The organism is Flammeovirga kamogawensis, assembly GCF_018736065.1.
GTDB lineage: Bacteria > Bacteroidota > Bacteroidia > Cytophagales > Flammeovirgaceae > Flammeovirga > Flammeovirga kamogawensis.
The window spans coordinates 120,896-146,899 of record NZ_CP076130.1 but is presented as its reverse complement, the minus strand read 5'-3'; the positions used below and the strand labels follow the sequence as shown (position 1 = coordinate 146,899).

The 26,004-nt window shown below is 32.6% G+C and carries 17 protein-coding genes; 5 read left to right on the top strand and 12 right to left on the bottom strand.

All coding sequences use genetic code 11. From position 1 onward, the window contains the following. Positions 1–125: 125 nt before the first annotated feature. Both KM029_RS24950 and KM029_RS24945 read right to left on the bottom strand, forming a co-directional pair. Positions 126–6,059, bottom strand: coding sequence for a PKD domain-containing protein (locus tag KM029_RS24950; RefSeq protein ID WP_144077127.1), 5,934 nt, complete (start codon positions 6,057–6,059; stop codon positions 126–128). Between the two features lie 131 nt (positions 6,060–6,190). Next, positions 6,191–6,667 (bottom strand): helix-turn-helix domain-containing protein, encoded by a 477-nt coding sequence (locus tag KM029_RS24945; RefSeq protein WP_158631260.1) that lies wholly within the window; start codon positions 6,665–6,667, stop codon positions 6,191–6,193. Between the two features lie 517 nt (positions 6,668–7,184). Here KM029_RS24945 and KM029_RS27095 point away from each other — a divergent pair. Together KM029_RS27095 and KM029_RS24940 are read left to right on the top strand one after the other, a co-directional pair. After that, positions 7,185–7,316, top strand: coding sequence for a hypothetical protein (locus KM029_RS27095; protein WP_262712728.1), 132 nt, complete (start codon positions 7,185–7,187; stop codon positions 7,314–7,316). Positions 7,317–7,440: 124 nt separating this feature from the next. Then, entirely contained in the window at positions 7,441–7,911 is a 471-nt protein-coding gene (locus KM029_RS24940; RefSeq protein WP_158631259.1) for a hypothetical protein, read from the top strand. 30 nt (positions 7,912–7,941) lie between these two features. On the opposite strand, the gene KM029_RS24935 is transcribed toward KM029_RS24940, so the two are convergent. Further along, positions 7,942–8,316, bottom strand: coding sequence for a T9SS type A sorting domain-containing protein (locus KM029_RS24935; protein ID WP_144077124.1), 375 nt, complete (start codon positions 8,314–8,316; stop codon positions 7,942–7,944). A gap of 688 nt (positions 8,317–9,004) precedes the next feature. Here KM029_RS24935 and KM029_RS27090 point away from each other — a divergent pair. Both KM029_RS27090 and KM029_RS24930 read left to right on the top strand, forming a co-directional pair. After that, positions 9,005–9,136 carry a hypothetical protein gene (locus KM029_RS27090; protein ID WP_260412567.1) on the top strand — a complete coding sequence of 44 codons (132 nt, stop codon included), beginning with the start codon at positions 9,005–9,007 and terminating at the stop codon, positions 9,134–9,136. A gap of 124 nt (positions 9,137–9,260) precedes the next feature. Continuing rightward, a complete protein-coding gene (locus tag KM029_RS24930; protein WP_144077123.1) occupies positions 9,261–9,731 on the top strand; it encodes a hypothetical protein in 471 nt (156 codons plus the stop codon). 202 nt (positions 9,732–9,933) lie between these two features. Here KM029_RS24930 and KM029_RS24925 read toward each other — a convergent pair whose 3' ends face one another. The 4 genes from KM029_RS24925 to KM029_RS24910 all read right to left on the bottom strand — a co-directional run bounded on the left by KM029_RS24925 (position 9,934) and on the right by KM029_RS24910 (position 15,447). After that, the gene (locus KM029_RS24925) at positions 9,934–11,310 is read right to left on the bottom strand and encodes a sulfatase-like hydrolase/transferase (protein WP_144077122.1); all 1,377 of its coding nucleotides are present in this window, start codon (positions 11,308–11,310) and stop codon (positions 9,934–9,936) included. Positions 11,311–11,635: 325 nt separating this feature from the next. After that, positions 11,636–12,760 carry a hypothetical protein gene (locus KM029_RS24920; protein ID WP_144077121.1) on the bottom strand — a complete coding sequence of 375 codons (1,125 nt, stop codon included), beginning with the start codon at positions 12,758–12,760 and terminating at the stop codon, positions 11,636–11,638. Beyond that, a complete protein-coding gene (locus tag KM029_RS24915) occupies positions 12,761–14,692 on the bottom strand; it encodes an FAD-dependent oxidoreductase (protein WP_144077120.1) in 1,932 nt (643 codons plus the stop codon). It lies immediately after the preceding gene. Between the two features lie 203 nt (positions 14,693–14,895). Next, on the bottom strand, positions 14,896–15,447 hold the full coding sequence (locus KM029_RS24910; RefSeq protein WP_144077119.1) for a peroxiredoxin family protein: 552 nt from the start codon (positions 15,445–15,447) through the stop codon (positions 14,896–14,898). Between the two features lie 151 nt (positions 15,448–15,598). On the opposite strand from KM029_RS24910, the gene KM029_RS24905 reads away from it, so the two are divergent. Continuing rightward, on the top strand, positions 15,599–17,065 hold the full coding sequence (locus KM029_RS24905) for a S41 family peptidase (RefSeq protein ID WP_144077118.1): 1,467 nt from the start codon (positions 15,599–15,601) through the stop codon (positions 17,063–17,065). A 78-nt stretch (positions 17,066–17,143) separates the two neighbouring features. Here the strand turns inward: KM029_RS24905 and KM029_RS24900 are convergent, their stop codons facing one another. The 5 genes from KM029_RS24900 to KM029_RS24880 form a co-directional block, all read right to left on the bottom strand. Continuing rightward, positions 17,144–17,815, bottom strand: a complete 672-nt coding sequence (locus KM029_RS24900) for a T9SS type A sorting domain-containing protein (protein ID WP_144077117.1) — start codon at positions 17,813–17,815, stop codon at positions 17,144–17,146. 1 nt (position 17,816) lies between these two features. Beyond that, a complete protein-coding gene (locus tag KM029_RS24895) occupies positions 17,817–20,783 on the bottom strand; it encodes a PQQ-binding-like beta-propeller repeat protein (RefSeq protein ID WP_144077116.1) in 2,967 nt (988 codons plus the stop codon). A gap of 209 nt (positions 20,784–20,992) precedes the next feature. Next, a complete protein-coding gene (locus KM029_RS24890) occupies positions 20,993–22,540 on the bottom strand; it encodes a sulfatase family protein (RefSeq protein ID WP_144077115.1) in 1,548 nt (515 codons plus the stop codon). After that, a complete protein-coding gene (locus KM029_RS24885; protein WP_144077114.1) occupies positions 22,540–24,030 on the bottom strand; it encodes a sulfatase-like hydrolase/transferase in 1,491 nt (496 codons plus the stop codon). The genes KM029_RS24890 and KM029_RS24885 overlap by 1 nt, the downstream gene beginning before the upstream one ends. Before the next feature lie 26 nt (positions 24,031–24,056). Next, a complete protein-coding gene (locus tag KM029_RS24880; protein ID WP_144077113.1) occupies positions 24,057–25,934 on the bottom strand; it encodes an alpha-1,3-galactosidase-related protein in 1,878 nt (625 codons plus the stop codon). Between the last annotated feature and the right edge of the window lie 70 nt (positions 25,935–26,004).

Below are 26,004 nucleotides of genomic sequence, written 5' to 3'. Positions count from 1 at the left end.
AAGTGACATTTCATTTTAATTCAAATAGTGTGTAAATAAACACAATCTATTTTTTTGAACTAAAACAAAATGCCACCTTTAAGCAATCTGTAAATAATTATATTTAATTACTTAAAATAAAAGCATTACTCTTTTACAAATTGGCGAATGGTATTTTCTCCATCAGAAGTAATAATTTGAATAATATACATCCCCGTACCGTATTCAGAAATTTGTAACTTAGGCACAATAGATTCTTCAATCCTATTGCCTTGAATACCATATACTATTACTTTTTCAAAACCGACAGCATAGATATTTAAAACATCTTTAGCAGGGTTAGGGTAAAGTGTAATAGCAGCTTCTAAAGTAGTTGTTGTAGCTCTACTATTACTACCACACGATCCTTTTAAAATCCAAACACCCCATTGGTCAGAATTCGATGCAGGGTTTGTACCAACAGTCCACCATTTATTTTCATAAATATTTCCATTGTATACTACTTGCATACCTCCTTGTGTATACTCTTTAGTACTAGACCACTCTTCATATCCATCACATGCAGATGGTAAAGTAACTTCTTCTTTAGGTAACACATTAATAGTAATGTTGTCTGTTGCTGTAGCACCAGCGTTATCTGTTACTTCTAAAGAAATCACATACTCTCCTACTGTTAAAGAAACATTTGCAGTCATCCCCTCTGCTACTAGCGTACTTCCATCATACCATTTATATACTGTAATAGTTCCGTCATTATCAGAACTTAAAGATGCATCTAATAAAATAGTTTCAGTACCATTATCATCTATATCTTCAATAGAAATATCTGCACCAGCATCTGCAATAGGTAATGTATTTACTGGTGGGTTATCACCATTTTCTATTAAAGTACCATATACTTCAACTTCCCATAAAGAGTTACCCCACTGTGTTGCTCTATTAGAAAAATACACTCTAACATAGGTTGCTTGAGCATTTAATGTTATTGTTTCTACACCGCCATTTCCAGCATTTTGCAGATATACTTCTGTCCAACTCTGAGCATCATTAGACACTTCTATTTTATATTGATCTGCATAAGCATTTTCCCAATTTAATACTACACTAGAAATTTCATATTCATTTTCTAGATCAATATAAATCCATTGCGGATCAGCCCATGCACTAGCCCAACGCGTAGTTAAATCACCATCAGTAATTGCGGTTCCTTCACCTGCAAAACCATCTATAGAAGATATCTCCACATCTTTATATAATGCAATATTTAACAATTCAACAGGCGGTAACTCTTCACTTATAACAGTAATTGTAACTAAATCTGTAGCTGTAAGACCATCATTGTCCGTTACTGTTAAGTTTATTACATGTACTCCAACAGGTAAATCTATTGATAGTGTTTCTGATGTTCCTATTTCAAGATTATCTAAAACCCATGAATAAGAAGAAATTACTCCATCTGTATCTTTACTTAATGTACCGTCTAAAGCTATTGTTTCAGTACCGTTTTTATCAGTATCAATAATTTCTTGATCAATACCTGCATTAGCTGTTGGGCGGAGTGCAATTACTTCATCAAATGGTCTTTCAATACTTGGAAAACCTTGGTGTGTAGACCAATATGCTTCTAAAGTATTTGCCGCAGGTTCATTGTACCATTCAGAATACTCATTAATATTAATAAGGTCATAAGGAGCACCTCCAAACCAAAGTAAGAAAGAGTTGAATTTTGTATTCTCCGTATCATTTACGTATTGAACAATCCCTTCAATAGCAATTCTAGCATCTTCCATTTGTTGCTCATCAGTAAGAATTCCATCGCTTCTACCTGCAGCATTCCAAGCATCTACATCCCAAACATTTGGAGCAGCTAATCCTCTCCAACCCATTCCGTATTCACCAATATGCAGTGCAGGAATATCTTGTGCAGCAATTCCTAACTCTTGCATTAAAATCTCATTAATGAAATTTTCTTCGTGCAATGCCAATGCATTCTTAACATCAGCTGGAGTTGTTGCCCCTGTAGATAAAATATCTAAAGGCATATACTGAGAAATACTCACCTCGTCAAGACCAGCAATGTATTCTCCAATTTTTAAGCGCGTTGTTTCTGTTACACCCGGACGGTCTAAAAATAAATTAGGGTCTTCAACTTCGTTACTTGGTGTAATTCTTTGTAAATATTCATCGTGGTTTTCAAGTCTTCTCAAATACTCAAAATGATGACAGAAATTATGACCTAGTGTAATATGTTGTGCTACATCTGCATAATCTGTTGCTAACAATGTTCTCACTTCCTCTCTTAAAGCAATCCATTGTTCAGGATAGTTAAGCATTGCATCCATTAATTCTGCTCCTAAATCATATCTAATTGGAGTTATTGGTGCACCTGCTTCTCTAATCGACTCTGCAAGCATTTGTAAACCAGGTAAAATAATTCTCTCCTTGTAACCAATACTTGCATCTGTTGGATCTAGTTGATCAAATTTCCCTCTCCAATCTTGCCCACCAGGAATAGTATTTAAATTATCTCTAGCATCACCTAAAGGCATAGCAAATTTTATAGGGTCTACATGAGGACGGTAGTTTACATAAAAACCTTTCTGAATTAATGATTTTATCACCGTTTTCTGTAAAGCAATTGAAGGTGTTTTCTCTCTTCCATCTAAAGTAGTGATAATTCCTTCTGCATAAGTATCGATAAAGTAGGTAAGGTTAATAGAAACATATTCAATACCCCAACTTTCCATTTTACCAATATGCTCTGTATAGTTTTCAAAATGAGATACATCCCATGTTGTCCAATGTATACCTATTCTAGAGGGTTTTTGGTTAGTTGTATTTATTATAATTTGAACTGTTTTTGAGGCTGATTTACCCTCATTGTCTACTACTGTAAGTGTAACAGCATGAACCCCAACTGCAAAAACTACTTGTGCAGTTGCTCCATTTGCTATTTCAACTCCATTTTCAAACCAAGTATATGATACTATTTGACCATCTGTATCAGTACTATTTGTAGCATCTAAGAGAATAACTTCTTCTCCGTTTTCATCTGTATCTGTAACCGTAACCCCATTAGTTGCTGCAATTGGAGGTAAATTAACACCTACTGCTTGTACCGTTATTTCTACTATATCTACAGAAGAAGCACCTTGGTCGTCTCTAACTTGCAACTGAATACTTGTTGTCCCTACTGGAAGTTCTAAGTTTACTATTTCACCTTCTGCCACAATTACACCTGCATCTATCCATGTAAAATCTGTAATTGTGCCATCCTCATCGCTACTAGCAGACCCATTTAATGTTACAGTTGCTAAACCATTTCCGTCAGTGTCAGAAACCACTTGATTGTCACCAGCTCTCGCAACTGGAATTTTATTTGCAGGATTTACCACAGATACCGTAATATCATCCTGACTTGTCGCTCCTTGATTATCTGTAACTTCTAGAGTAATCAAATGATCGCCTAAAGAAAGTGATAAAACAGGAGTGCTTCCAATCCCGATTTCTACACCATTTTCTGTCCAAGAATAATTTACAATTGATCCATCCGAATCAAAAGATGCAGCACCAGAAAGGGTTACATTAGCTAAACCATCTTTGTCTTCATCCTCTACAATTAAATCAATACCAGCATTGGCTACAGGAGCTCTATTTTCGCCAGAAGTAATTACTCCTCTTAAGTTATCAATTGTTATAGTTCCGCTACCTGCTTCACCTCCAAAGTAAAATGCAATTTGTGTAATTGAACCTTGATCAACTGTACCATTTATTGCACCGCCCCAACTTGGGTTTTCAAAATTGGAGAATGGTAAATAAACGTCTTCATTACCTTGAATTTGAACAGAAGCCTCCCAATATTCTCCAGAACTTTCTAAAAACTGAAGTAAAAGAGTACGATTTGAGTTATCACCTTTTAAGGCAAAGCCAATACCATCATACCCCAATAAATTTGCATTAATTGTTCTTGTAATACCTGCGTATGAAGAGAAATCATACGTTAACTTCATCCCTTGAACACCTTCAGAAGGAGCGTTTATATCTGTACTTACATTTACAGTACCTCCGCTAGGATTTTGAACCCAAGCCGTTGCTATGGTAGAAGATGTGTAACTCTCAAAATTATCTATTATAGGCGAAGGTAATTGCGTGATAAAAGATTGCGTTCCTCCATCAATTGTTTCTTCATATAACGAATTATAGGCAGTTACTGACCAATAATATGCTGTGAAATTTGACAGCTTTTTTGAAGATACAAACGACGTTCCATCAATACTTAATTCATCAATAATTGGGTTAGACAAATCACTTGATGTAGAAACAGTTAAGTGATAAAATTCTGCATTATCAGATGTGCTCCAAGCAAATTCTGTAGCCGTAGTAGGTACATCATTCGATAAAGGTAACACAGGAGAAAAAATGCCAACTGGTGGTGGAGGTGCTTGTGTAGAAAAAGTACTTACGTTACCCGCTACTTTATTTCCAATATAATTACTTGCTTCTACTTGCCAATAATACGTAGTGTTGTAAGCTAATTTATTTGACTGATCTAAAGAAAATGAAGTCCCTTTAATATCAGAATATACAGTAGGATTACTTAGGTTACTCGAAGTAGAAATAGTTAATGTATAATTAGAAGCAAATTGAGCTCCTTCCCATGAAAAAGTAGGGATTACACTAACACTTTCCGCTGAATTTGTTGGTGATAATTTACCGAAATCTCCAGGTGCAGATTGGATATTTTTCTCTAACATTCGTTGTCCGTGAGCCGTAAGTACAGGTGCTGTATACGGATCAAAACGTGAATACTGATGTCCATCTCCTGGCCACTTTACACGGTATAACCAAATCTCATCTACTGGCGTTTGTGTATCACAGCCACCTTCAATTACAGTGGTGTAACCTGGAGTTGGGGGTTCTGAAGCCGATGTATTAATACCAACTAACATCCACGAGCAATCCCCTGCCATATTTGTTTCGTTAATAATATCTGTATAAGCTTTCATTACCTCGGCTCTTTCCTGATCTTTGGTTAAGTCCCAAGTACCCGTATACGCTTTATCGTACTCTTCCATAATACAAGGTTTATTTAAACCATGTGCTACTTCTACGTGGTAAGCTGTCCATATTTCACCCCATTCTAAATCCTTGCTCCAATTGTCTGTTGCATAATTATGAATAGTCCCAAAATCAATATTTGGTAGGTTGATTAGCCCGATCCAATCTCCTTGCCCACCTGCATATTGCCAATCTTGTGTAAGTAAATCCTTTCCATTGGCTTCTCTTTCTGCATTTATCTGATTTACCTCATCATAAGAATAATTAAAAAGCCCCTCATCTCCCATACTTACCATATGATATGGGTCTTTACTTTTTATATAAGTAGACATCTCGTCTGCCCAATTTACATATGCTCCAACAGTAGCAGAAGTAGACCTCGCTTCGTTTGTTAATTGCCAAGAAAAAACGGTAGGATCGTCAGCATACTTTCTCCCCGTAACAGTGTTTGTTCTCTCTAACCAAGAATCTACATACTTCTTATAGATGTTTTTCATCTCAGGGTTAGTGTAAAAATCTGTGGCAGCACCACCCGTCCAATTGGCGTATTGTTGCATACCTCCAAAGTCCGACCAATAATTTACAAAAACTGGAATACACTTAAGGTCCCTTTTTTCCAATTCTGCCATAATAGAATCCATGTGTTGGTATCCAGCCTCGTTGTACGTGTAAGGAGCAGATTGGAAACTGTAGCCATCATGTACTTTTTCTCCATCCATAAAAAACCACATTCTTACCACCTTCTGGTTTAAGCAAACCATACCATCTAAGATATCTTTTGCCATATCCATAGATTTGTACATCATGTAGTAGTTGTTCGTACCAGAAAAATAATACGGCTCTGTACTGCCATTTTGGTTATTCCTCATAAACAGTGTGTCTTGAGCATAAACAATTCCAGTTGGTACCTCTGGATTTTGTGCTTGAACATTGGTAGTGTTTAGGCAAATCACTACAAAGAGCAAAGTGCTCCATAGTGATAAAAAGTAAGCCCATTTCATTTGTTTCATACTTTTCTTCATAGTTAAGTTTGCAAAAAATTATAGTGCTAAACTCATGACTTTTGAAGGAGCAAATGGGGTGTTTTTTTAAAGATTAGTGGATAAAAAAAATATCCACCTTTTAATTTACAGCCATTTAAAGTACTTTAAAGCTACTTTTTTAAATAAAAGTCAAAATCTTTATCATTTTGTATTTCTTCATTTTTATAATAAGATTTTCTATACTGACTTGGAGATTTCTTTTCTTGTTTTTTAAAAGTTTTACTGAAATACTTCGGGTCTACATATCCTACTTTATAGGCTACTTCAGAGATATTATCTGTAGTTGTTGCTAATAAAAGCTTGGCCTTTTCAATACGTTTGTATTTGATGTAATTGACTAATGTAGTGCCTTTTGCTTGTTTAATTTTTTGTAATAATACAGGTCTACTCAACCCCAAAGAACGTTCTATATCTATCACTTGAAAATCGGTATCAGCTATATTTTCAGAAATTAATTGGTCTATATCTTTAATAAATTCATCTTCTAAAATTGATGAGAACTCTTGTTTCTTCTCTTTAAAAAACAAAATTCTATAAGGAAATAACGATAATATAAATACAGCTATCAATTCGATAAATAATTTCATATAAAAGTTAAAAGCAATAGACTTAAATATCTTATTAGGTCTTTCGATAGTATTTAAATTATAAAATTCGAGAAGGATAATTAGTAAAAATAACACACAACCAAATAGAAGATTATACCTATTTAGAAAAACATTTTTTGCTAGTAGATTTCTTTTCATAGTTAATTTATTCGTGAGACTTCATTTAGGATATTATTCAAATGTAAAGAATACGTTTATTAATTAAGTAGTCATTTTTTAGTTATTAAAGGTCATATCTTTCCCTATTGTATTAAATAAAGAATAGACAATAGGTAATTATTTATCACGAAAGAGCAATACAGTTCTTTAAACATAGTTTTATTTGTAATATTTGTCTCTTAGTGAAATTTTAAAAATAGTATTAAAAGAGTTCGATATAGAATGTAGGTGATGGTGAGTTTAGAAACTCATATGGAGATTGTCAAAGTGCTAGTATATCTGAAAATAGTGTATTGAAGTTCAAGGTGAATGTAATGCAGTAAACACTATGATAAATATGCAAAAAGCAACCAAAAATGAAGTTAGTGGATTCTTTCTTGATAATAGAGTGATGGTTATATTACCAAATAATGAAAATAGTACAATTTCAACTGAGGATAAAGATTGTGAAAATAATAGTGATTGTTAGTAGATATGTTTGTTTATTTATTTTTCTGATTGGTTTTTCATGTACGAAATCACAAAGTAATAAAGAGGATCTAGAATATTGTAATATAGTTACTCTTGCACAAGATGATACTATAAAACGAAATTTGATAAGAAAAACAATAAGTGAATTTGTTAAATATGATCTATTTAGAAACAATAGAGGAATAGTACAAATAAGCATTTACCCTGATAGTTTAGGTGGTGAAAAGTGGTATATCACTGCTAAAATTGAAGATGATTATCAAAGATATAATGATGTTTCTTCAATAATTGAAGATTTCCATGGAGATTTAATACATTATTATTATGAGGATAAAGCTTCAATATTAAAGAGAAAAAACCGATCAGAAAATGACAAAGACAAAATCAGAAATTGTTTAGAATACGCTATTGGAAATCGTGTCTATCAAAAACCAACTAAGAAAAAAAGATGGTCAAGATTGAAAATGGGTGAAAGAGAATTGGGTGGTGTAAATAGAGCAAAAACTGGATGGCCGGCTACTAAGACAGTTTTATTCAATGCAAAAGGAGAGTATACAGTCTTGAATTGGTCTTATGGTTGTTCTGAGAAATGATCATTCTTCTCTCAAGAAGATAATGAAGGATCAGATTATATAACTGATCCTTTTCATATAGAATATTGTATTTAAAACAAAAGAATTACTTTCATACTGAATAAATTCATATGTTTTTATTAAAGCACCATTAATATCATAGATTTTAATTTCATCAATGTTATTCATAAAATTAGAATTGCCTTCAATATTTAGCTTTCCTTTTACAGGATTAGGATAGATATGGTAGGTAAAATCTTCTAGAAGATTATTACCTATTACTCTTGATGAACTAAAATGAGGGATAAATCCCCCCCCATTTTCAATACCACCAGGACCTGAACCAGACCCAGATGAACAAGAAGCCGGTACTGAAAAAGAAATATAAGGTCCTTTTACACCATTATTAAGAACTAATCGTAGCATAACTAATACATAATCATTAGCTCTACTCAAATTAAAATTCGCTTAATACCCAAACTCATTGCTAAATCTCAATAGTTCATTTTTAATAACTAGGAACAAATCTTTTTCTGAATATTTCTACAAACTAAATTTCAAATATTGCAAAGGGTCCAACTCCTTCTTGGAATAGATTTCCTCATAGATTTAAAAACCTGATCTTGCACAATTTGTTACTTCCTTGCTACAACTAAAAGTTCTAAATTGAAATTATACAGCTTGTACTTTTGTCGTAATGCATTCATATCTTTATCATCTTCTTACCACTTGGTCAATTCTGCGGAATATACTTTCTGATAGAAATCTCATAAATTAATCATCAATGAATCTATTTTCTATATCTATCACTTGAAAATCGGTATAAGCTATTTTTTTAATTAATTGGTCATATATTTCCCTATTGTATTAAATAAAGAATAGACAATAGGTAATTATTTATCACGAAAGAGCAATACACTTCTTTAAACATAGTTTTATTTGTAATATTTGTCTCTTAGTGAAATTTTAAAAATAGTATTAAAAGAGTTCAATATAGAATGTAGGTGATGGTGAGTTTAGAAACTCATGTGGAGATTGTCAAAGTGCTAGTGTATCTGAAAATAGTGTTATTGAAGTTCAAGGTGAATGTAATGCAGTAAACACTATGATAAATATGCAAAAAGCAACCAAAAATGAAGTTAGTGGATTCTTTCTTGATAATAGAGTGAAAGTTATATTACCAAATAATGAAAATGGTACAATTTCAACTGAGGATAAAGATTGTGAAAATAATAGTGATTGTTAGTAGATATGTTTGTTTATTTATTATTCTGATTGGTTTTTCATGTACGAAATCACAAAGTAATAAAGAGGATCTAGAATATTGTAACATAGTAACTCTTGCACAAGATGATACTACAAAACGAAATTTGATAAGAAAAACAATAAGTGAATTTGTTAAATATGATCTATTTAGAAACAATAGAGGAATAGTACAAATAAGCATTTACCCTGATAGTTTAGGTGGTGAAAAGTGGTATATCACTGCTAAAATTGAAGATGATTATCAAAGATATAATGATGTTTCTTCAATAATTGAAGATTTCCATGGAGATTTAATACATTATTATTATGAGGATAAAGCTTCAATATTAAAGAGAAAAAACCGATCAGAAAATGACAAAGACAAAATCAGAAATTGTTTAGAATACGCTATTGGAAATCGTGTCTATCAAAGACCAACTAAGAAAAAAAGATGGTCAAGATTGAAAATGGGTGAAAGAGAATTGGGTGGTGTAAATAGAGCAAAAACTGGATGGCCGGCTACTAAGACAGTTTTATTCAATGCAAAAGGAGAGTATACAGTCTTGAATTGGTCTTATGGTTGTTCTGAGAAATGATCATTCTTCTCTCAAGAAGATAATGAAGGATCAGATTATATAACTGATCCTTTTCATATAGAATATTGTATTTAACATAACCTGTGTTATAAAATTGCAAGGGTAACTAAGAAAATCTATTTGTAAATATCAATACTACATATTATTTAATAGTGTATTTAAGTGTACATCAGTTAACTACTAATGCACACTTCTTAATTTATTAATTATTTTCTTGTGGGTATCCTCCGTAGGGGTAATGAGGACTATCTTCTCTTTCGTTTTCAAAGATCTTGATAACCTTCTTCACTAACTCAGGATACTGCTCTGCAATATTTTTTGTCTCAGAAATATCTTCTTCTAAATTATAAATTTCTACAGGTTTATTTACACCGTATCTAACGGCTTTTAACTGACCAATACGTACTGCTTGTCTAAAGTTTTTTGGACTTCGGCCATTGCGCTGAAACTCCCAATTTAAGTACTCTCTATCAACAGGTTTTTTACCTTTTAAAACAGGAACAAGAGATATACCCTCGTTTGTTTTTGGAGTTTTTATTTTTGCAACGTCAGAGAAAGTAGCCATAAAGTCAATTCCACCACCAATAAAATCATTGTCTATACCTTTAGCCGTTTTACCAGGCCAATACATAATTGTAGGTACACGTACTCCACCTTCGTATACATCTCTTTTATAGCCTTTCAGATCACCATTACTATTAAAAAATTTGTAATCGTGGTGTTCTCCAGTTGGACCGTTATCACTTGTAAAAACAATGAGTGTATTTTCTAATTCACCCATTTCTTCTAGTTTAGTTAACATTCTACCAATTTGCTTATCCAACAATGTAATTTTTGCTGCGTGTCTTCTTTCTTCTGCTGGCCAACCTTTATCGGCATAAAGTTCTTTATTGTTAATGTAGAATTCATGAGCATGAGGTGCTCTGTACGACATGAATAAAAAGAAAGGTTTGTCTTTATCTACTGTATCTAAATATTTAAATGCCAATTCCGATCTAAACTCATCTTTAGAGTCCCATTCTTTTTCGTTATAATAAATAGAATCTTGTCTTCCATTAATCCAATGTATTTGCTCGTCAAATTTTTCTCCTTTGTTAGAGATTCCCCATTGTTCTTGAATAGCATAATCAAAACCTCTGCCATAGGCCCAAGTACTTAAATCTTCAGGAACACCCAAATGCCATTTTCCAATAAAAGCCGTTTGGTAGCCTGCCTTTTTCAAAACTTCACCTAGTGTTTTATCTTCTTTTGATAAAGAAACCCTCTCAAAATTATCATCTTCTATATAATACCCATTATTCCCTCTAATTGCGTTTCGACTAGAGTTTACACCCGTCATTAAAACTGCTCTTGAAGGCGAACATACTGGGCTTCCTGAATAGAAGTTTGTAAAACGGATTCCCTTTTTTGCAAGAGCATCTAAATTAGGCGTTTTTATCACTTCCTGACCATAACAACCAAGTTCTCCATACCCTAAATCATCGGCAAGTAGAAATACAATATTTGGTCGTTTATCTTGTGAGAAAATAAAATTAGGGACAAGTCCCAACATCATTAGTAGTACAAAATATTTTTTCATTTTTAAATTAGATTAGACTATTTGATAGTTAAAAAAATCCATTGATTAATGTTATGGAGTTCTTTACAAAAGAGAGGATTACATTGAAAAAACTAGGATAGTAAATTTTCAAAAATGAGCGAATATCTATTTTGTGCTAAATATTTGTAGAAAAATGCTCCAAAAACACGTCATTAGGCTATTTTACCTACTTTCTTAATAAGTATTGTTGGGTATATCCACCTTTCTTTTATAAAAAGTGTTTAGTAGTTGCCTATAAATAAAAATAATTTTGATATTGATATTTACAGTTAACTACATCATAAAGACGTTTTGAATATTTATTTTATTGAAGTACTTTTTTGTTTATTCTCTTATACTTCTTCATAGATTTAATTTGCTCTTTTGTTAGATTTTTGTCTTGTAAATACCAGTAAGCCCTCCTAGAAAAAATTGTATTATTTGATAGATATCTCCCAACATAAGCATTGATTTCCTCACTCTCTAATTGTCTTTTATCAAGTAAATGAATAAAGGCGTCGAACTCTGCATAATCTGTAATGAGAGGAAGGTTTATGTATAAATCAGCTACAAATTTAGAAGAGATATTATGTGTTGAATTAAACAAATTACGTAAAAAATGAATATGCTTTTCTGGTGTGATTTCATGAAACCATTCTGTACAGTAAATATCAAAATCAGATGGCTTTGCCTTCTCTAAATAATTGACCAATAACCGAATTTGGTCATCTGTATATAATGCTATTGATGTTGTAAGCTCTCTCCAAAGTGCACTACTGTACAACTCCTGATTTATTATTGCATTTATAGCATAATTTTGTTGATTTCTTCTTCTACTTTTTAAGGCCTCTAATAACCTATCGTCAGATAAATTTTCTGCGGAATAGTTTCTAATTTCTTCAACAGCATCACCGTGTACCCAATGCCATAGAGTGTAGCAAGTCCATGTTGCTCCAATAATAGATTCTCCTTCTTCTAACATTATGGCTGTAGCTCCAGAACGTCCATCTAATTCATCTCCTTCGCCATGTGCATAGGTTTTTGTAATTTCTGCATAAGTCAAATTTTTAAAAGGAGATTTTTTATCTGATAAAATTTCATGTAGCAATTTATAATCACTTGTGTTAAATGGAACAACTTTACCGTTTTCTAATTTCTCTAAAGTTGCTCCATTTATCATCTTAAATTCTTGATATTCACCAAATTTATTCCAGACCACTCTAACAGGCACAACTTTACAAACTTTCTCTGCACATAACACAGATTTTACATCAATATAATACAACTCATTATTTGATGAATTTAAATAATATGCTCCCGTTTCTCCTTTTGTAAGTCCCGGATGTTTAAGATATACTTTCTTTCCTTTCAATTCTTGTATATCTCCCATGCCTACTATTACAAATAATAGAGCTATTATAAGTGCTATTTGTGAGGGTCTAGTTTTCATTTATGCGTAACAACGAACTTCAAATAATGTAATATTTTCTTTGCCCCAAGTTTCTTTAAGACGTAATCTAACACCAGTAGTTTTTACTTGATCAAATTGCATTTTAACTAGTCGAGTAATATTGTTATCCACTGAGCTTACAGTTTGCCAAACTCCATTTTTTCTAACTTCTACTATTGCAGATTTCACTAATTCTGGAGGAATTCCGATGATTTGTCCTTTATTTTTTTCAGGGTTTTTATGCATCATAATCTTACGCTGAAGGTTGGTATCTCCTTTAAATTCAACGCTAGATAGATAAATAGGCTTTTCCCATTCCATTTGTAAATATGCATTAATTCCTTTTGATTCCCAATGGTTTACTTTTCCAATTTCTTTCCTAGAAATTCCATTGGTTAATAATTTCACATTACCAGAGTTGGTAGAGGAGGCAATGATTGTATTTGCGTTACGTAGTAAATCTTTAGGATCTTTTGCAGGTCTGTTAGGAATAAAAACATCATCACGAAGTAACTGCTCCTGCAATACATCAATCTTATTGTTCGCAATTTTCCGAGGTGTCCAATTGTTTTTAACGCACAATGCTGCTGCAGTTCCAGAAGCTTGTCCCATTAAACCACATGTTGCTTGAATTCTTGTAGAAGACAGTGCCATGTGGGTAACACTTACATTCCTGCCGGCAAAAAGCAGATTACTAATGTTCTTAGAATATAAACTTCTAAAGGGTACTTCGTATAGTTTATTAAATTTTGCATGGAAATAACTTGGACGCTGATCTGGGCTTTCTATTCCACCTGGGCAATGTTCATCTAACGACCAACCTCCATAGGCAACTGCATCTGGAAAATGCTTGTAATTTTGTAAATCATTTTGATTAAGAAGGTAGTCTCCCATAAACCTACGTGACTCTCTTCTGCCTGGTACTGAACCTACCCAATCTAATGCAATATTTTCGGATTCTGGATAGTTTCCAGAGTTTTTGACATAGTCCCAAACACCATGCATGTACCCCAATAATTTATGTCTATTTTCTTCTTGATCTGCAACAATATCAAAATCACTACCTAGTTCTACCCACCAGAACCCCTCTTTCATTTGCTTAATTTTACGGTCATGCATTTTCTCTGCTTCGTACTTTATTGCAAATGTTGGAGGAATATATTTTACTGGGCGCCCCATATCTTTTGTAATCATCATAACAGATGCTCCCATTTGCCAACCGTCTGCTTTTTCAGGAGCAAAAGATTCACCAAACTCAGTTCTTGCTTCTCTTCCAGTTCTGTATTCTGCTCCTGCTTGTGCAGCCATTAAACCATCTCCAGAACAGTCACAAAACATTTTAGCATTAATGGAATAATAAGTTTCTGTAGACCCTTGCCAGCACAAGATTGACGTTATTTTATCTTTGTCAGTAGTTGCATCAATGGCCTGAGTATTAACCATTACAGTTAGGTTTTCTTGGCGCGTACAATAATCGTAAATTACATGGTCCCACATAGGGTAGGATTCTTGAGGATTATAATACCAATTCTCTATCTGAAACTCCTCTATAATGCCTGTTTCTCTTTCTACTTTATGGTCATTTTTCAAATTCTGAACCCCATTAACGGTTACTCGAATTTCTGAAGACGCATTCCCTCCAATCACAGAACGATCACTCAAAAGAATTGTCTTTGCTCCTGTTCTAGCTGATGCCACCGCAGCACAGATTCCTGCTATTCCTGCTCCAACTACTACTACATCACAAGAGATTGTTTTATTTCTATTGGGTACTCCTTTCTTCCCTTCACCAACTTGAAACCAGTTGTCTTTATCTCTATCTCCTACATCAAAAGTAATGTTCTTTTTCTCTTTTGCGTTGCCTGTTAGTGGTAATAAACTAGAGGCTATTACTGCCCCAGATGATTTCTTAAAAAAGTCTCTCCTTTTCATATCAAAAGTAATATTCAGTGCTATTCATCATACATTTCTAAATCAAATATATTTAGAACTACTACTTTTAAGATGTCTATCCATAAATGAAATGTATCTTAAAATAAATCTCCCTTTTAGGTAGTATTTAAAGTGAAATGAGAGAGGGTATTTCATTTTTAAAATGAGAGATACTACTCCTTAAAATCAAAGCATGCAACTTTTTATAAGGTGTTTAGTTCTTTAATTTTTAGGAGTATATCAGTACTATCATTCACTGGATCGTGATGAAGTAACCTATTCATATTTTTATCTACTAAAGCAAAGTGAGACAAAGGCCAACTATAATAAAACTCATTCAAATCTGGAAATAATTTCAAACCTATTTCCTTCATATTTTGTTTTGGTTTTTTCCCTTTAGTATTTACAATAAAGCTTCTATAGTTTGGAGGAACAAGCTTCTCTATATGCTGAATTTTCGAGTTCTTCTCAAACAAAAATACTAGCTCAACATTTAATGCATCAAACTCTTTTTTTCTTTTTATCAACTCCATTACATCCTTAACACAAGGGGAACACCACGTAGCTGTTATCTCTAGTAAAACATATTTTTTAGGAGATTTAGTAACTATAGCTTCTAGCTGATCTAATGTAATAATTTTGACTGTAGATTGAGTTGTATCAAGAGTTGAAGAGTTTACTCTCTCATTATCTATAGCAATAGAATGTGTACTCAATATTGTACTACAAAATAGAAAAAACAATATAGTTTTCATTGCTGTTAATTGATTTAGGTTTTAGTAATAATCAGTTACCGAAAACTAGCATTTTTTGTTTAAACAAAACGCTAGGTTAACATCTGTAAACAATAATAAGATGTCTAATCAACGCATAAAAATGTCTAATAGGTAGAATAAAATCTTAATCATGAAAACACTATTTTCTTTTATGATATGTCTTGGCATATCAATTCAACTATTTGCTCAGTCTGAAAATGTAACGTCTTATACTTTAGAAGATTATACAGAAGACCTAGAAGTTCTTCATTCAATTCTAGACAATAAACATCCTAATATTAATGAGTACCTTACTCCTCAAGAAATAGCAAAAAAGAGGGAGCAATCACTTAGTACACTTACAAAAGAGCCAACTTTCAATAATTTTATTAAGGCATTAGATTATGTAGGAGACGGGCATTTATCGTATTCACTAACAGATGAAATTGTTGATGAAAAAATTAGAGAATACTTATATTTCCCTCTTGGAATATATTTTAATAACGGGAAAATGTATGTCAATGCTACGGATCAAGAATTACCTTATGGAACAGAAATAACTCATATCAATAATCAACCTATTGATGAAATATTAGCATACCTTAATAAGTATATTAGTGGAGATGGTTTTAACAAAAGCAATACAGAAGCCTATTCATCCAACATGTTCTTCATAAATTATGCTTACTTTTTTGAACAACAGCCAACTCAATTTTCAATTAAATATAATGAGTTAAAAACAGGAAAAAATAAAGTTATCAAACTAAACTCTATTAGTTATTATGAAGCTTATGATATTGCTAAGAAACTAGTTTACCCTATCAATTATTACGAAAAAGAACAATCGATTTATGGTAGATATTATACAGATAAAAAGGTTGGTGTTCTGACAGTTAATTCTTTTGATTTATCAGAAACCTATGCTTATAAGAAGTTTAGTGAATTCTTTAAAAAAATGAATCAAGAAAAATATAACGATGTTATAATTGATATTAGAAACAATTTTGGGGGTGATCCTAATATTTCTGCTTTATTATTTTCTTTCTTAACAGACACTACATTTAAGCACAACTTCAATTATAAAATGAAGTCTATAAAACTTAAAAAAGAATATTTAGTTGATGAAAATAGAAGTCCTTTTAAAAATGAATTGATTGATGACTATGAAAATTATTTATATCAAAGGTTTGATACTTTAAATAATGAATACGTTGGTAATGAAAGACTTTTTGATAATCTAGTAAGAAATTACCCTAACGATAAAGACAATTATACAGGAAATGTATATGTTTTGGTAGGTGGAAAAACATTCTCTGCTGCAGTATATTTTGCCGATATTTTTGATAGGCATCACCGTGGTGAAATAATTGGTAGAAACACAGGAGGAGATAAAAATCAGACTTTTGCTGGTATGTTTATTTTTTATGAATTACCAAATACAAAAATCTTAGTAAGATTACCATTATTTAAGCTGATGTTCTCTAATCAAGATGTACCAATGGGACCATTAAAACCAACGATTACAATTCCTGAAAAGGACTTTGAAAGATATTTCAAATTGAAACAAGATGCAGATATGCAATTCATTTTTGATAATTTAATTCATCATAAAAATTAAACCAATCTAAAAGTATCAAATACTAAAAAGACCCTAAATAATATATTTAGGGCCTTAAAACCTTATTTCTGTATATGCTTAATTAACTATTATTTTCCTGTTCTTAAATGACTTATCTGTCATCTGAATTCGTAAAATATATACACCTTTTCTAAAAGAAGAGAGTGCAATATTTTCAAAATCTGCTACCACTTCTTTCATTAGTTGACCTTGAACATTGTAGATAAAAACACCTTGAATCCCTTTCCCACTAACATTTATAACATTTTGAGTAGGATTTGGATATACCTTTACAATGTTCCTATCTGTAATGATGTCAGTTACATCACTTACTTTTTCAATTTGAATTGTCCCGAAATATACATTTGCAGTTACTAGCTCATCATTTTTTAACGGTATTTGAAAACGGACTTTCCCTTGTTCTATTGGTACACTTAACTTAACCTTTTGTGTAAGTGTTATCCATTTTCCTTTTTCTATGGTATTTAGTGTAAAGGGAACAGAAACCCAAGGATCTAAAAATTGAAAATAGAACTTATTTAAGGTATTCTCTGACGTTAAAAAAACATCTATAGATAGATTGTATTCTCCTGCTTCCAACACATCTACAAATAAAGTGTTACTTTCTAAAACAGTCGAGACTATAGGTCCAGATAATGTATCTGAGAGTAAACTATTTGTTGTTGCTCTAGCGTCTAAAAAAAATGATGACACCATTAAAACTATTATTGATATATTAATGTAAGACATATTATAATGCTGTTTGTAATTCTACATCTAAGAAAATAAAGCCACCGCAAGGAATTTCTACTTCTGCTTCTCCAGAAGAAACGCTTATTGTTTTACCAGAAAGTATGTCTGTAATTTTCACTGGATTTACTGTATGAAAAGTTAATTTTGCAGTTTTAGCGCTTGGATTTAAATACCCTCCATCTATTAATGTTACTCTTAGGTGTTTGGCATCTGACTGTGCTGCAACCCATGCAACATCACCCGTTACATTAAGTGGAAGTAGTTTTGCTTTTTCTTCAATTTCTTCTTTAAAAGTGGCAGAATATGAAGGTGCTGTAAAGGACGAATTCCCATCTGCTGAATAAAATTGATCTCCATCAGAAATAAATTCAGAAAGAATATCTTTATATAAAGGGTGTAAATGATCTACTAAATTACCTCTTGGTAACTCTTCTGGCACAAAATGCTTGTTTTGCGGTGGCGTAATTAGCACAATACCATTCGGATATGTGGGTAAGAAATTTAAACGTCTATCTTTCACGTTTGCAGTTATTCTAGAAAAATCCCATTCGTTTGTTGGAGATGCAGGCCAAGAGCCATTCAATCTATCAAAAAGCATGTTTGTCTCGTCCTTTCTACCTTCATCAAACCATGTTAACCATTTTACTCTATTGCCATCATGAATAAACCTTTCTGTAGGATTAATAATGCTTAAATGCACTGGCGATATGCTGACGATTTCTTCTCTTTTAGGCACATAAATCACACCTTTTTCTACCATTTCCCATAGCACACTTGTGTACTGCTGGTCTACTGCAAAATTATTGATATAACGTGCACCACAAGAAATATTGTATACCATTTGGCGTAAGAAATGATTGGGTAACATTTGATGCGAACGCTGGCGTAAACGAATATAACTAGGGTTGTCTCTTGCACTTCTTACCCCCCAATTATCTAATGCTCCACTAGACCAAACACCCATTCTTGCAGCAATAGAAATTTCCATTGTTTTATCTGTTGTTTCTTCCATTGAAGGGACAAAAACATCAGAAAACTCACCACTCAATACCCTACTCCAAAACGGTTTGTAAATAACCGATGACCAGAATAAATGTTTTGTACGAATGCTAATTGTAAGGTTTTTACCTTTCCCATATTCTGCCAAAGGATAGAGGAGATCATTCATCACAAATTCAAACTCTGCTGATGTACTTTCTAACTCTGGATATATAAAATTGATCCGTTTTCCCTTAGCTGCATCAATAAGTTTTTTCTTTGTATCTACACTATAAAAATAAGGATCATTTCCATGCCCTCCCCACGTATTTAAACCAATTCCTTCTTCATAAAGTGGTGTTAACGTCGATAATACTTCATCTTGTGTAAGTGTATATTTTTTACGCCCATCTCTCTTATTTTTATAAGTCTCATTTTCCATTGCAGACCTGTCCCAGTTTTCTACTTTGGGCATGTGCTTATTGGCATAAAACTGAGCACCATAAGAATTAGAATTCATGGCCTCAATTATAGGCCCTGTATATTCATCTTTTTCATCAGATACAAAATAAACTTCTAGCGGTTCTCTCTCCCTATTTGGTCTTTGAAAACTAGCTACTTGTTCTCTAACTGAAGCTGAATTATCTAAAATTTTAGCAATATTACCAGGAGGTTCCAATGCAGGAAACTCCTCTACCCAATCGTTATTATTAATATCTATAACATGAATACAAGAACCACCACTCTGAGCACTAGCCAATAATAAACGGTTATTTTGAGTATCTTTAAAAAGGTCATTAAATGCATAGTTATTTGGTATTATTTTACGTTCGTCATCTGAACTATATGTAGTGGAAAACAGAAAAATACGTGAACCAAACAACGTTAAGTAATTTGTTTTCCCCTCAAATTCTATCACTTCAGGTTCTACAATTCTATAACCAAACCTATCAAATTCTTTTTGGATATCTGGGAAGAATATGTATTCACGAGTTTTATCTTTTAAGTCATATACCTCAAATTGAGAATCTGTTACAGCTGTAGATGTCCCCATCAATACTTTTACTTTACCGTCTACTTTCACAACGTTTAAACCTCCTACTGGTTTTCCTAAATCTGCACTTACAATTTCGTAAGGAGTATCTTCAAAAGGTTCAAAAAAGTATAAAGTTCCATCGCCAGCATTTCCATTGTGAGTACCTTGAACTAATAAACGCTCGCTCCCTTCTTCATCATAAAACTTTTTCAAAAAATTATTGATATGTTTTTTCCCTGTTGGAATTACATCTTTCCCCCAAGCCTTATCTACTGAATAGGATGTGTTTTTGATTTCTTTTTCTAACCCACCATCTTTATTTATATACAGAATACTCATTTCAAACCCACCCGTTACTACGTATGCATTTCCATCGTGATGTGCTACTGTAACCGAAAACAAAGGAGCTTCTGTATGCTTGTATGACCAAAGAAGTTGTCCATTATGATCAAGGCAATATAAAGTACCATCTGCATTAGCAGCTAGAATTTCATCGTTTCCATCTTTGGTAATATCTTCGCACCAAATATCGTGATTCGTATAGCCAGACAACTCATTTTGCCAAAGGATATTCCCATCATAATCTATCCCCATAAGCAATCCATCGAAATCACTTGCAACAATATATGTAGTTTTGTCTCTTACTGCTGTGCTTACATTTAGTATTGTTTTTCCTGTTTCAATACTGTATATGTGCTTTAATTTGGGATTAGAAATTACCTTTAAATGCATTGCATCTATGGTATTGGTTGGGTCTTTTTCAATAGCCCAAAAGGATGTATTATCGGCAGTCCAATCTAACGACTCGTTCTTATTAAAATCGTAAACAAAATCATTTTCCTGTGCTCGTACCTCTAGTTGAATAAGACAGATAATTGCTATTATTTTTATTAACTGACCACATCGGTATTGTACTATATTTTGTGTATTTAGAGTAAAATTCAATATCATTTCAAGTTTGTGCTTTTACTGGTTAAAAATAGATAGAGTCATGAAATTTGCGTCTTTTCTATAAGAATTTTGTCCTTACAGATACGTAAAGTGTGCCTATCTGTGTATTTCATTTTTTTGTTTTCTAAAACCTGATTTAAGACGAATTAGAGCATAAAAAAAGGACTAAGACCGAAACCTTACTCCTTTTCATTTCTACTAAAAAGCACTTACCTTAATTTATAAGTTTCTGTTTTTGAATAATCTCCACCTCTTAACACCACAAAATCGTGAAGCATTTGCTGTAACTTCTCTTTATTTTCTTCAGCTAAATTTCGTTGTTGCTTCACATCTTCTTTCAAATTATAAAGTTGAAAATCTGCTGCATTTCCAATTTCTATATTTACTTTTTTAAGTGATGCTGGCCCCTTATATGGTGGTATTAAGATCCAATCTCCTTGTCTAAATGTTGTTCTTGATGTCGCTTCTAATATGAGTTCATCTCTCCCTACATTTGATTTACCTAAGAAAGTACTCATTAAATTTTGAGCATCATTTGTACCCACCTCTACTCCAACTAATTCTGCTAAAGAAGGCAATAAATCCATCTGGCATACCAATGCATTCGATACATTTGGTGTAATTTTCCCTTTCCAATAAGTAATAAAAGGAACTCTAGTGCCCGCCTCAAAAAGACTGTATTTACCACCTCTTAAACCTGCAGTTGGTGTATGTATTCCTAGTTTTTCTTCGGCATCATCATAATACCCATCATTTAAAACTGGTCCATTATCACTTGAGAAAACAATTAACGTATTATCTAGTACGCCTTCCTCTTCTAGAGTTTTCATAAACTCACCAATCATCCAGTCAGCTTCAACAATTACATCTCCACGAGGCCCCAATCCAGACTTTCCTACAAATCTAGGGTTAGGTGTTCTTGGTACATGAGGTTGCTGCATTGCATAGTATAAGAAAAATGGTTTTTCTTTATGCTCTTTTACATATGTTTGTGCTTTCTCTAGGAAATGATCTGCCATGTCAATATCAGACCATTTTGCAGATGTACCACCTTTCATAAATCCTATTCTTGGTATTCCGTTTACAATGCTATTGTTATGCCCATGGTGCCACTTCATTGTGGTCAACTCTGGATGAGAAATAGCTGTTGGTTCACCTTCAAAATTTTGTTTGTAATTTATTTCAATAGGATCGTTGGGATCTAAACCTACCACATTTCCATTTTCTATATATACAGTAGGCACTCTATCTTGAGTGGCTGCCATTATGTAACTATAATCAAAGCCAACTTCGTTTGGTCCAAATGTTATTTTTTTGTTCCAATTCACATTTCCATCACCTAAACCTAAATGCCACTTACCTACAATTCCAGTCTGGTATCCTGCTTTTTTAAGCATTTTAGGAACTGTCATTTGGTTTGCTCCAATAATTAAGGGAGCAGTTCCTGGTAATATTTTTGCATTTTTATTTCTCCATGGATATGCTCCTGTAAGTAAAGCATATCTACTTGGTGTACAAGTAGCTGACGAAGAATAACCGTCTGTAAAACGTAGACCATTATGAGCTAAATTATCTATATTTGGTGTTTCTAATGCCTGTGCTCCATAGGCTCCCACATCTCCATAACCTAGATCATCTAAATAGATAAAAACAATATTTGGATGTTGCTGAGTATGGTCTGTTTCGTCTTGTTGTTTAATAGAAGAACAACCATATAATCCAAAAAATACAATGGATAGTAAAATTAAATTTTTCATTAGTTTACTTTTTTATTTCTTGCTTTAAAAACCGCTTGAGCCTCTGATAAATCAACTACTTTTCCTTCTTCTAAAGCAGTCCAAACAGTTGGTAATTCTGCTTTTAGAAAAGCTACAAAAGCGACAGATTTAGGTGCTTCTGGCTTAGTATCCTCAAAACCTCTATCTATATGTTCTGTTTGCCATTCGGCCATATAGCCTTTTAGTTGATCACTTATTTTTTTGTATTTTTCATCGTTAATTAGGTTGTGCAATTCATGTGGATCTTTTTTCAGATCATACAATGCTTCTTCCTCTTTTGATGACGCAAAAAACAAAGATTGGTACTCATTTAATTTGTCTTCTTTATTTAACTTTCGCATGACATGAACTGCCGGACGATTGTATTCTAAATATGCCTGATGTGCATCATAAGGAACATCCGCAAAATAATTCTTAATGTATTTATAACGCTTTGTTGTAATAGCTCTTGATCTATCCTTAATCTCATCCCAAATATCTCTGGCTGAATAAACATAGGTTCTTTCTTCCTTATCAAAAATTGAAGTTCCTGTTGCATAAGTTGGTATTTCAGCACCAGCTAAAGAAAGTATAGTAGCAGATAAATCGGAAAAAGTAACCAACTTATCATCCACTTTTCCACCTTTAAATTCTTTAGGATACCATACGATTAGTGGTATTCTCAATCCAGAATCAAACACATAACCTTTACCTCTAATATTACATCTACCGTTATCACCAATAAAAATAATGATTGTATTATTGTAAGTTCCATTCTCTTTTAACTCATCTAAAAGTAATTGCATTTCGTTATCTGCATATTCTATCTGGTCTAAATATGTTGCCCAATCAAGTCTAATTTCAGGAGTGTCTGCCATAAATGGAGGCAGTACTACATCTTTAGGGTCAACAGGGTGAGCAGATTTTGCTCGTATGTCATTCCACCAATTTCCTCTATGCGTTACTTTTAACTGAACTTGTGCAAAAAATGGTTTTTGCTTGTCATCTGTTTTAGCAGATTTTACATTAAACAACCCAAAATTATCAATACCATTGTATGTCCCAACTGGTTTAAATTTAAAGTTACAATCTATTTTCTCTCCTTTAGAAAACACATTTTCATTTCCAATAATCGTCTTATAGCCAACATCTTGAAGTAATTTAGTTATTGGTACAAACTTATTATCAAGAGGTGTATTTCTATTACTTCTGTGGTTTTGTGCATTGGTAATATTTTGGTGTGCTCCAACCATTAAAGCAGACCTGCTTGGAGAGCATATAGAATTTGTACCAATACAATTTGTGTACTTTATTCCTTCTTCGGCTAATCTGTCAAAAGTAGGTGTTTTTACAGCTTCCATTCCATAACAGGCCAAATCTGTACTGATATCTTCTGCCATCACTAATAAAATATTCGGACGGTCTTGTGCATTTATTATTTGTCCACTAAATAGTAATACAAATAATATGTAATAGTTATTCAATTTCATTTCTTTACGTACTTATTTGTTTGGTTTTACTGAAAACTAAGTTCTCCTATAGTTACATCTTTCTGAATAATTTGAGATGCATTCCCTTTATAATCGTTATTATGAAAAATAATATCTCTTGAAGATTTTATTTTAAAAGCAGGATTATCTGGATATAATGCTGGAAATGTTTCAGTTTTTAAAATTGTATTACCAATAAATTTCAACCCATCAGTATTGGCAACTTCTAAAATTAGATTATCAAAACTCTTAAAAATATTGTGCTCTATTATAATATTAGAAAAAGCATAATTTTGGTTATCATCATCTGTTACTAATCGAATTAAACCTCTACTATGCCCTCCGTGGTTACAATCCTCAAAGATATTCCCTACAATAGTTAAGTTAGATTGACTTCCAGATTCAAACCATTTTCCACTTTCTACAGGTATTAATATTGCTTCCATTTCTGTATGGAAGTAATTGTCTTTTACTAAGGTTTTTTTAGGGGTTGATAACAGTAAGCCTCTTGCCCTGTTTCCTCTAAATGAATTTTTCTCAATTACTACCTCTGGGTAAGCAGAGAGGTTCTCAATCAAATCACCAGATTTAATAGTAGCTGGAATTTCTTCTTTAAAAGTTATCAGTTGGTATCTGTTATTAACCACCTTTATTGTATCTATTGTAAGAGTTTTATAAGGAGAAAATGAATCATCTAAACGTACCAAACCAATGGCGTCACCTTCTTTACCAATAATAAAGCCTTCTTGTTGATGATGTCCCATTCTTACACCCAATGTATGTTTTCCGTTTACATTAACCACCTCTTGATATGTACCATGAATGTTTACAGCATCATCTAACTGGTTTTCAAAAAATGAATTCCGTATTTCAATTTTACCTCTACAGCCTACAAAGTGAGTAGCATCTGCAGTAGTAGAAACTACTCTGCCTTTTGAAGGTGTAATTACTAAATTATTTAAGGTAAGATTAGATGAATTTTCTGCTATTAAACCCATACCTCCGGCATTAAATATTGTTACATTCTGACATAAAAAACCATCTGTATTTTTCACTCTTAATGCTGGAGCAACCCTATTTTCTCCTTGTGCTCCTTTTGTTGTAAGAATTGAACCAATTGGAGGTAATGCTTTTTTATGATTATAAAACCTTAGTACACCTGGTTTAATTTCTTTTACTTTAATACGGTCTTTAACTCCTACTTTTCTTAATGTAAGGTCTTTTCTATCCTGACTATATTTATAATTTATTGATTCAATTTGGTATTGTACTGTTCCTCTTTGCTTGGTTGATATCGGTGTAGATATTTCTGTATTAAAAGCTACAGCCCTACGTTTTTCATCAAATAATATCGTTTGCCCTAAGTCGTGCTCATAATATTCTTTGATAAAATAAACTTGTTCATTTCTTATCTCATAAGGGTATTCCTCTGAAAATTTAACATCAAAAGTATGTTCCTTTAGATTGTTACCCACAACTTTACCCTCACTATGAAACGACATAGCCCAATCTATATCAACATTTTTAATTTTAATGTTATTTCCATTTTCAACTAAGAAAGGAATCATCTTTCCATGGAAAATAAAAGTAGAGCCACTTCCATTAATAATAACGTTCTTTTTACCAATTAATGGAAAAGCAGTCCTTACAAAAACATCTTTATGATTTGATATATAACAAAATTTCTCTAATCCTTTATCTGGATAAAAATGATAGACTCCCTTTTCAAAAAGAATTGTATTTCCCTCTTCACAATTTGCATTTTGTACTTTGTTCAACACATAAGCTGTTGCATCTTGAGTGATTTCTTTGGTGTTTTTAATTATAATTTTTTCTTGAGCAAAAGCAGTACACGTAGTCAATATGAATGCTAAATTAATTGCTATTTTATGTAGTTTATTCATTTTATCTCTAGGTTCATTGTTTTAAAAAACATTTAGAATGCCACTTTTCTAGATGGTTTTTCTACAACAC

Excerpts from the sequence above, each read along its gene's own strand:
- KM029_RS24950 (WP_144077127.1), bottom strand. The coding sequence starts at position 6,059 with ATGAAGAAAAGTATGAAACAAATGAAATGGGCTTACTTTTTATCACTA.
- KM029_RS24945 (WP_158631260.1), bottom strand. The coding sequence starts at position 6,667 with ATGAAATTATTTATCGAATTGATAGCTGTATTTATATTATCGTTATTT.
- KM029_RS27095 (WP_262712728.1), top strand. The coding sequence starts at position 7,185 with ATGCAAAAAGCAACCAAAAATGAAGTTAGTGGATTCTTTCTTGATAAT.
- KM029_RS24935 (WP_144077124.1), bottom strand. The coding sequence starts at position 8,316 with ATGCTACGATTAGTTCTTAATAATGGTGTAAAAGGACCTTATATTTCT.
- KM029_RS27090 (WP_260412567.1), top strand. The coding sequence starts at position 9,005 with ATGCAAAAAGCAACCAAAAATGAAGTTAGTGGATTCTTTCTTGATAAT.
- KM029_RS24925 (WP_144077122.1), bottom strand. The coding sequence starts at position 11,310 with ATGAAAAAATATTTTGTACTACTAATGATGTTGGGACTTGTCCCTAAT.
- KM029_RS24920 (WP_144077121.1), bottom strand. The coding sequence starts at position 12,760 with ATGAAAACTAGACCCTCACAAATAGCACTTATAATAGCTCTATTATTT.
- KM029_RS24915 (WP_144077120.1), bottom strand. The coding sequence starts at position 14,692 with ATGAAAAGGAGAGACTTTTTTAAGAAATCATCTGGGGCAGTAATAGCC.
- KM029_RS24910 (WP_144077119.1), bottom strand. The coding sequence starts at position 15,447 with ATGAAAACTATATTGTTTTTTCTATTTTGTAGTACAATATTGAGTACA.
- KM029_RS24905 (WP_144077118.1), top strand. The coding sequence starts at position 15,599 with ATGAAAACACTATTTTCTTTTATGATATGTCTTGGCATATCAATTCAA.
- KM029_RS24900 (WP_144077117.1), bottom strand. The coding sequence starts at position 17,815 with ATGTCTTACATTAATATATCAATAATAGTTTTAATGGTGTCATCATTT.
- KM029_RS24895 (WP_144077116.1), bottom strand. The coding sequence starts at position 20,783 with ATGATATTGAATTTTACTCTAAATACACAAAATATAGTACAATACCGA.
- KM029_RS24890 (WP_144077115.1), bottom strand. The coding sequence starts at position 22,540 with ATGAAAAATTTAATTTTACTATCCATTGTATTTTTTGGATTATATGGT.
- KM029_RS24885 (WP_144077114.1), bottom strand. The coding sequence starts at position 24,030 with ATGAAATTGAATAACTATTACATATTATTTGTATTACTATTTAGTGGA.
- KM029_RS24880 (WP_144077113.1), bottom strand. The coding sequence starts at position 25,934 with ATGAATAAACTACATAAAATAGCAATTAATTTAGCATTCATATTGACT.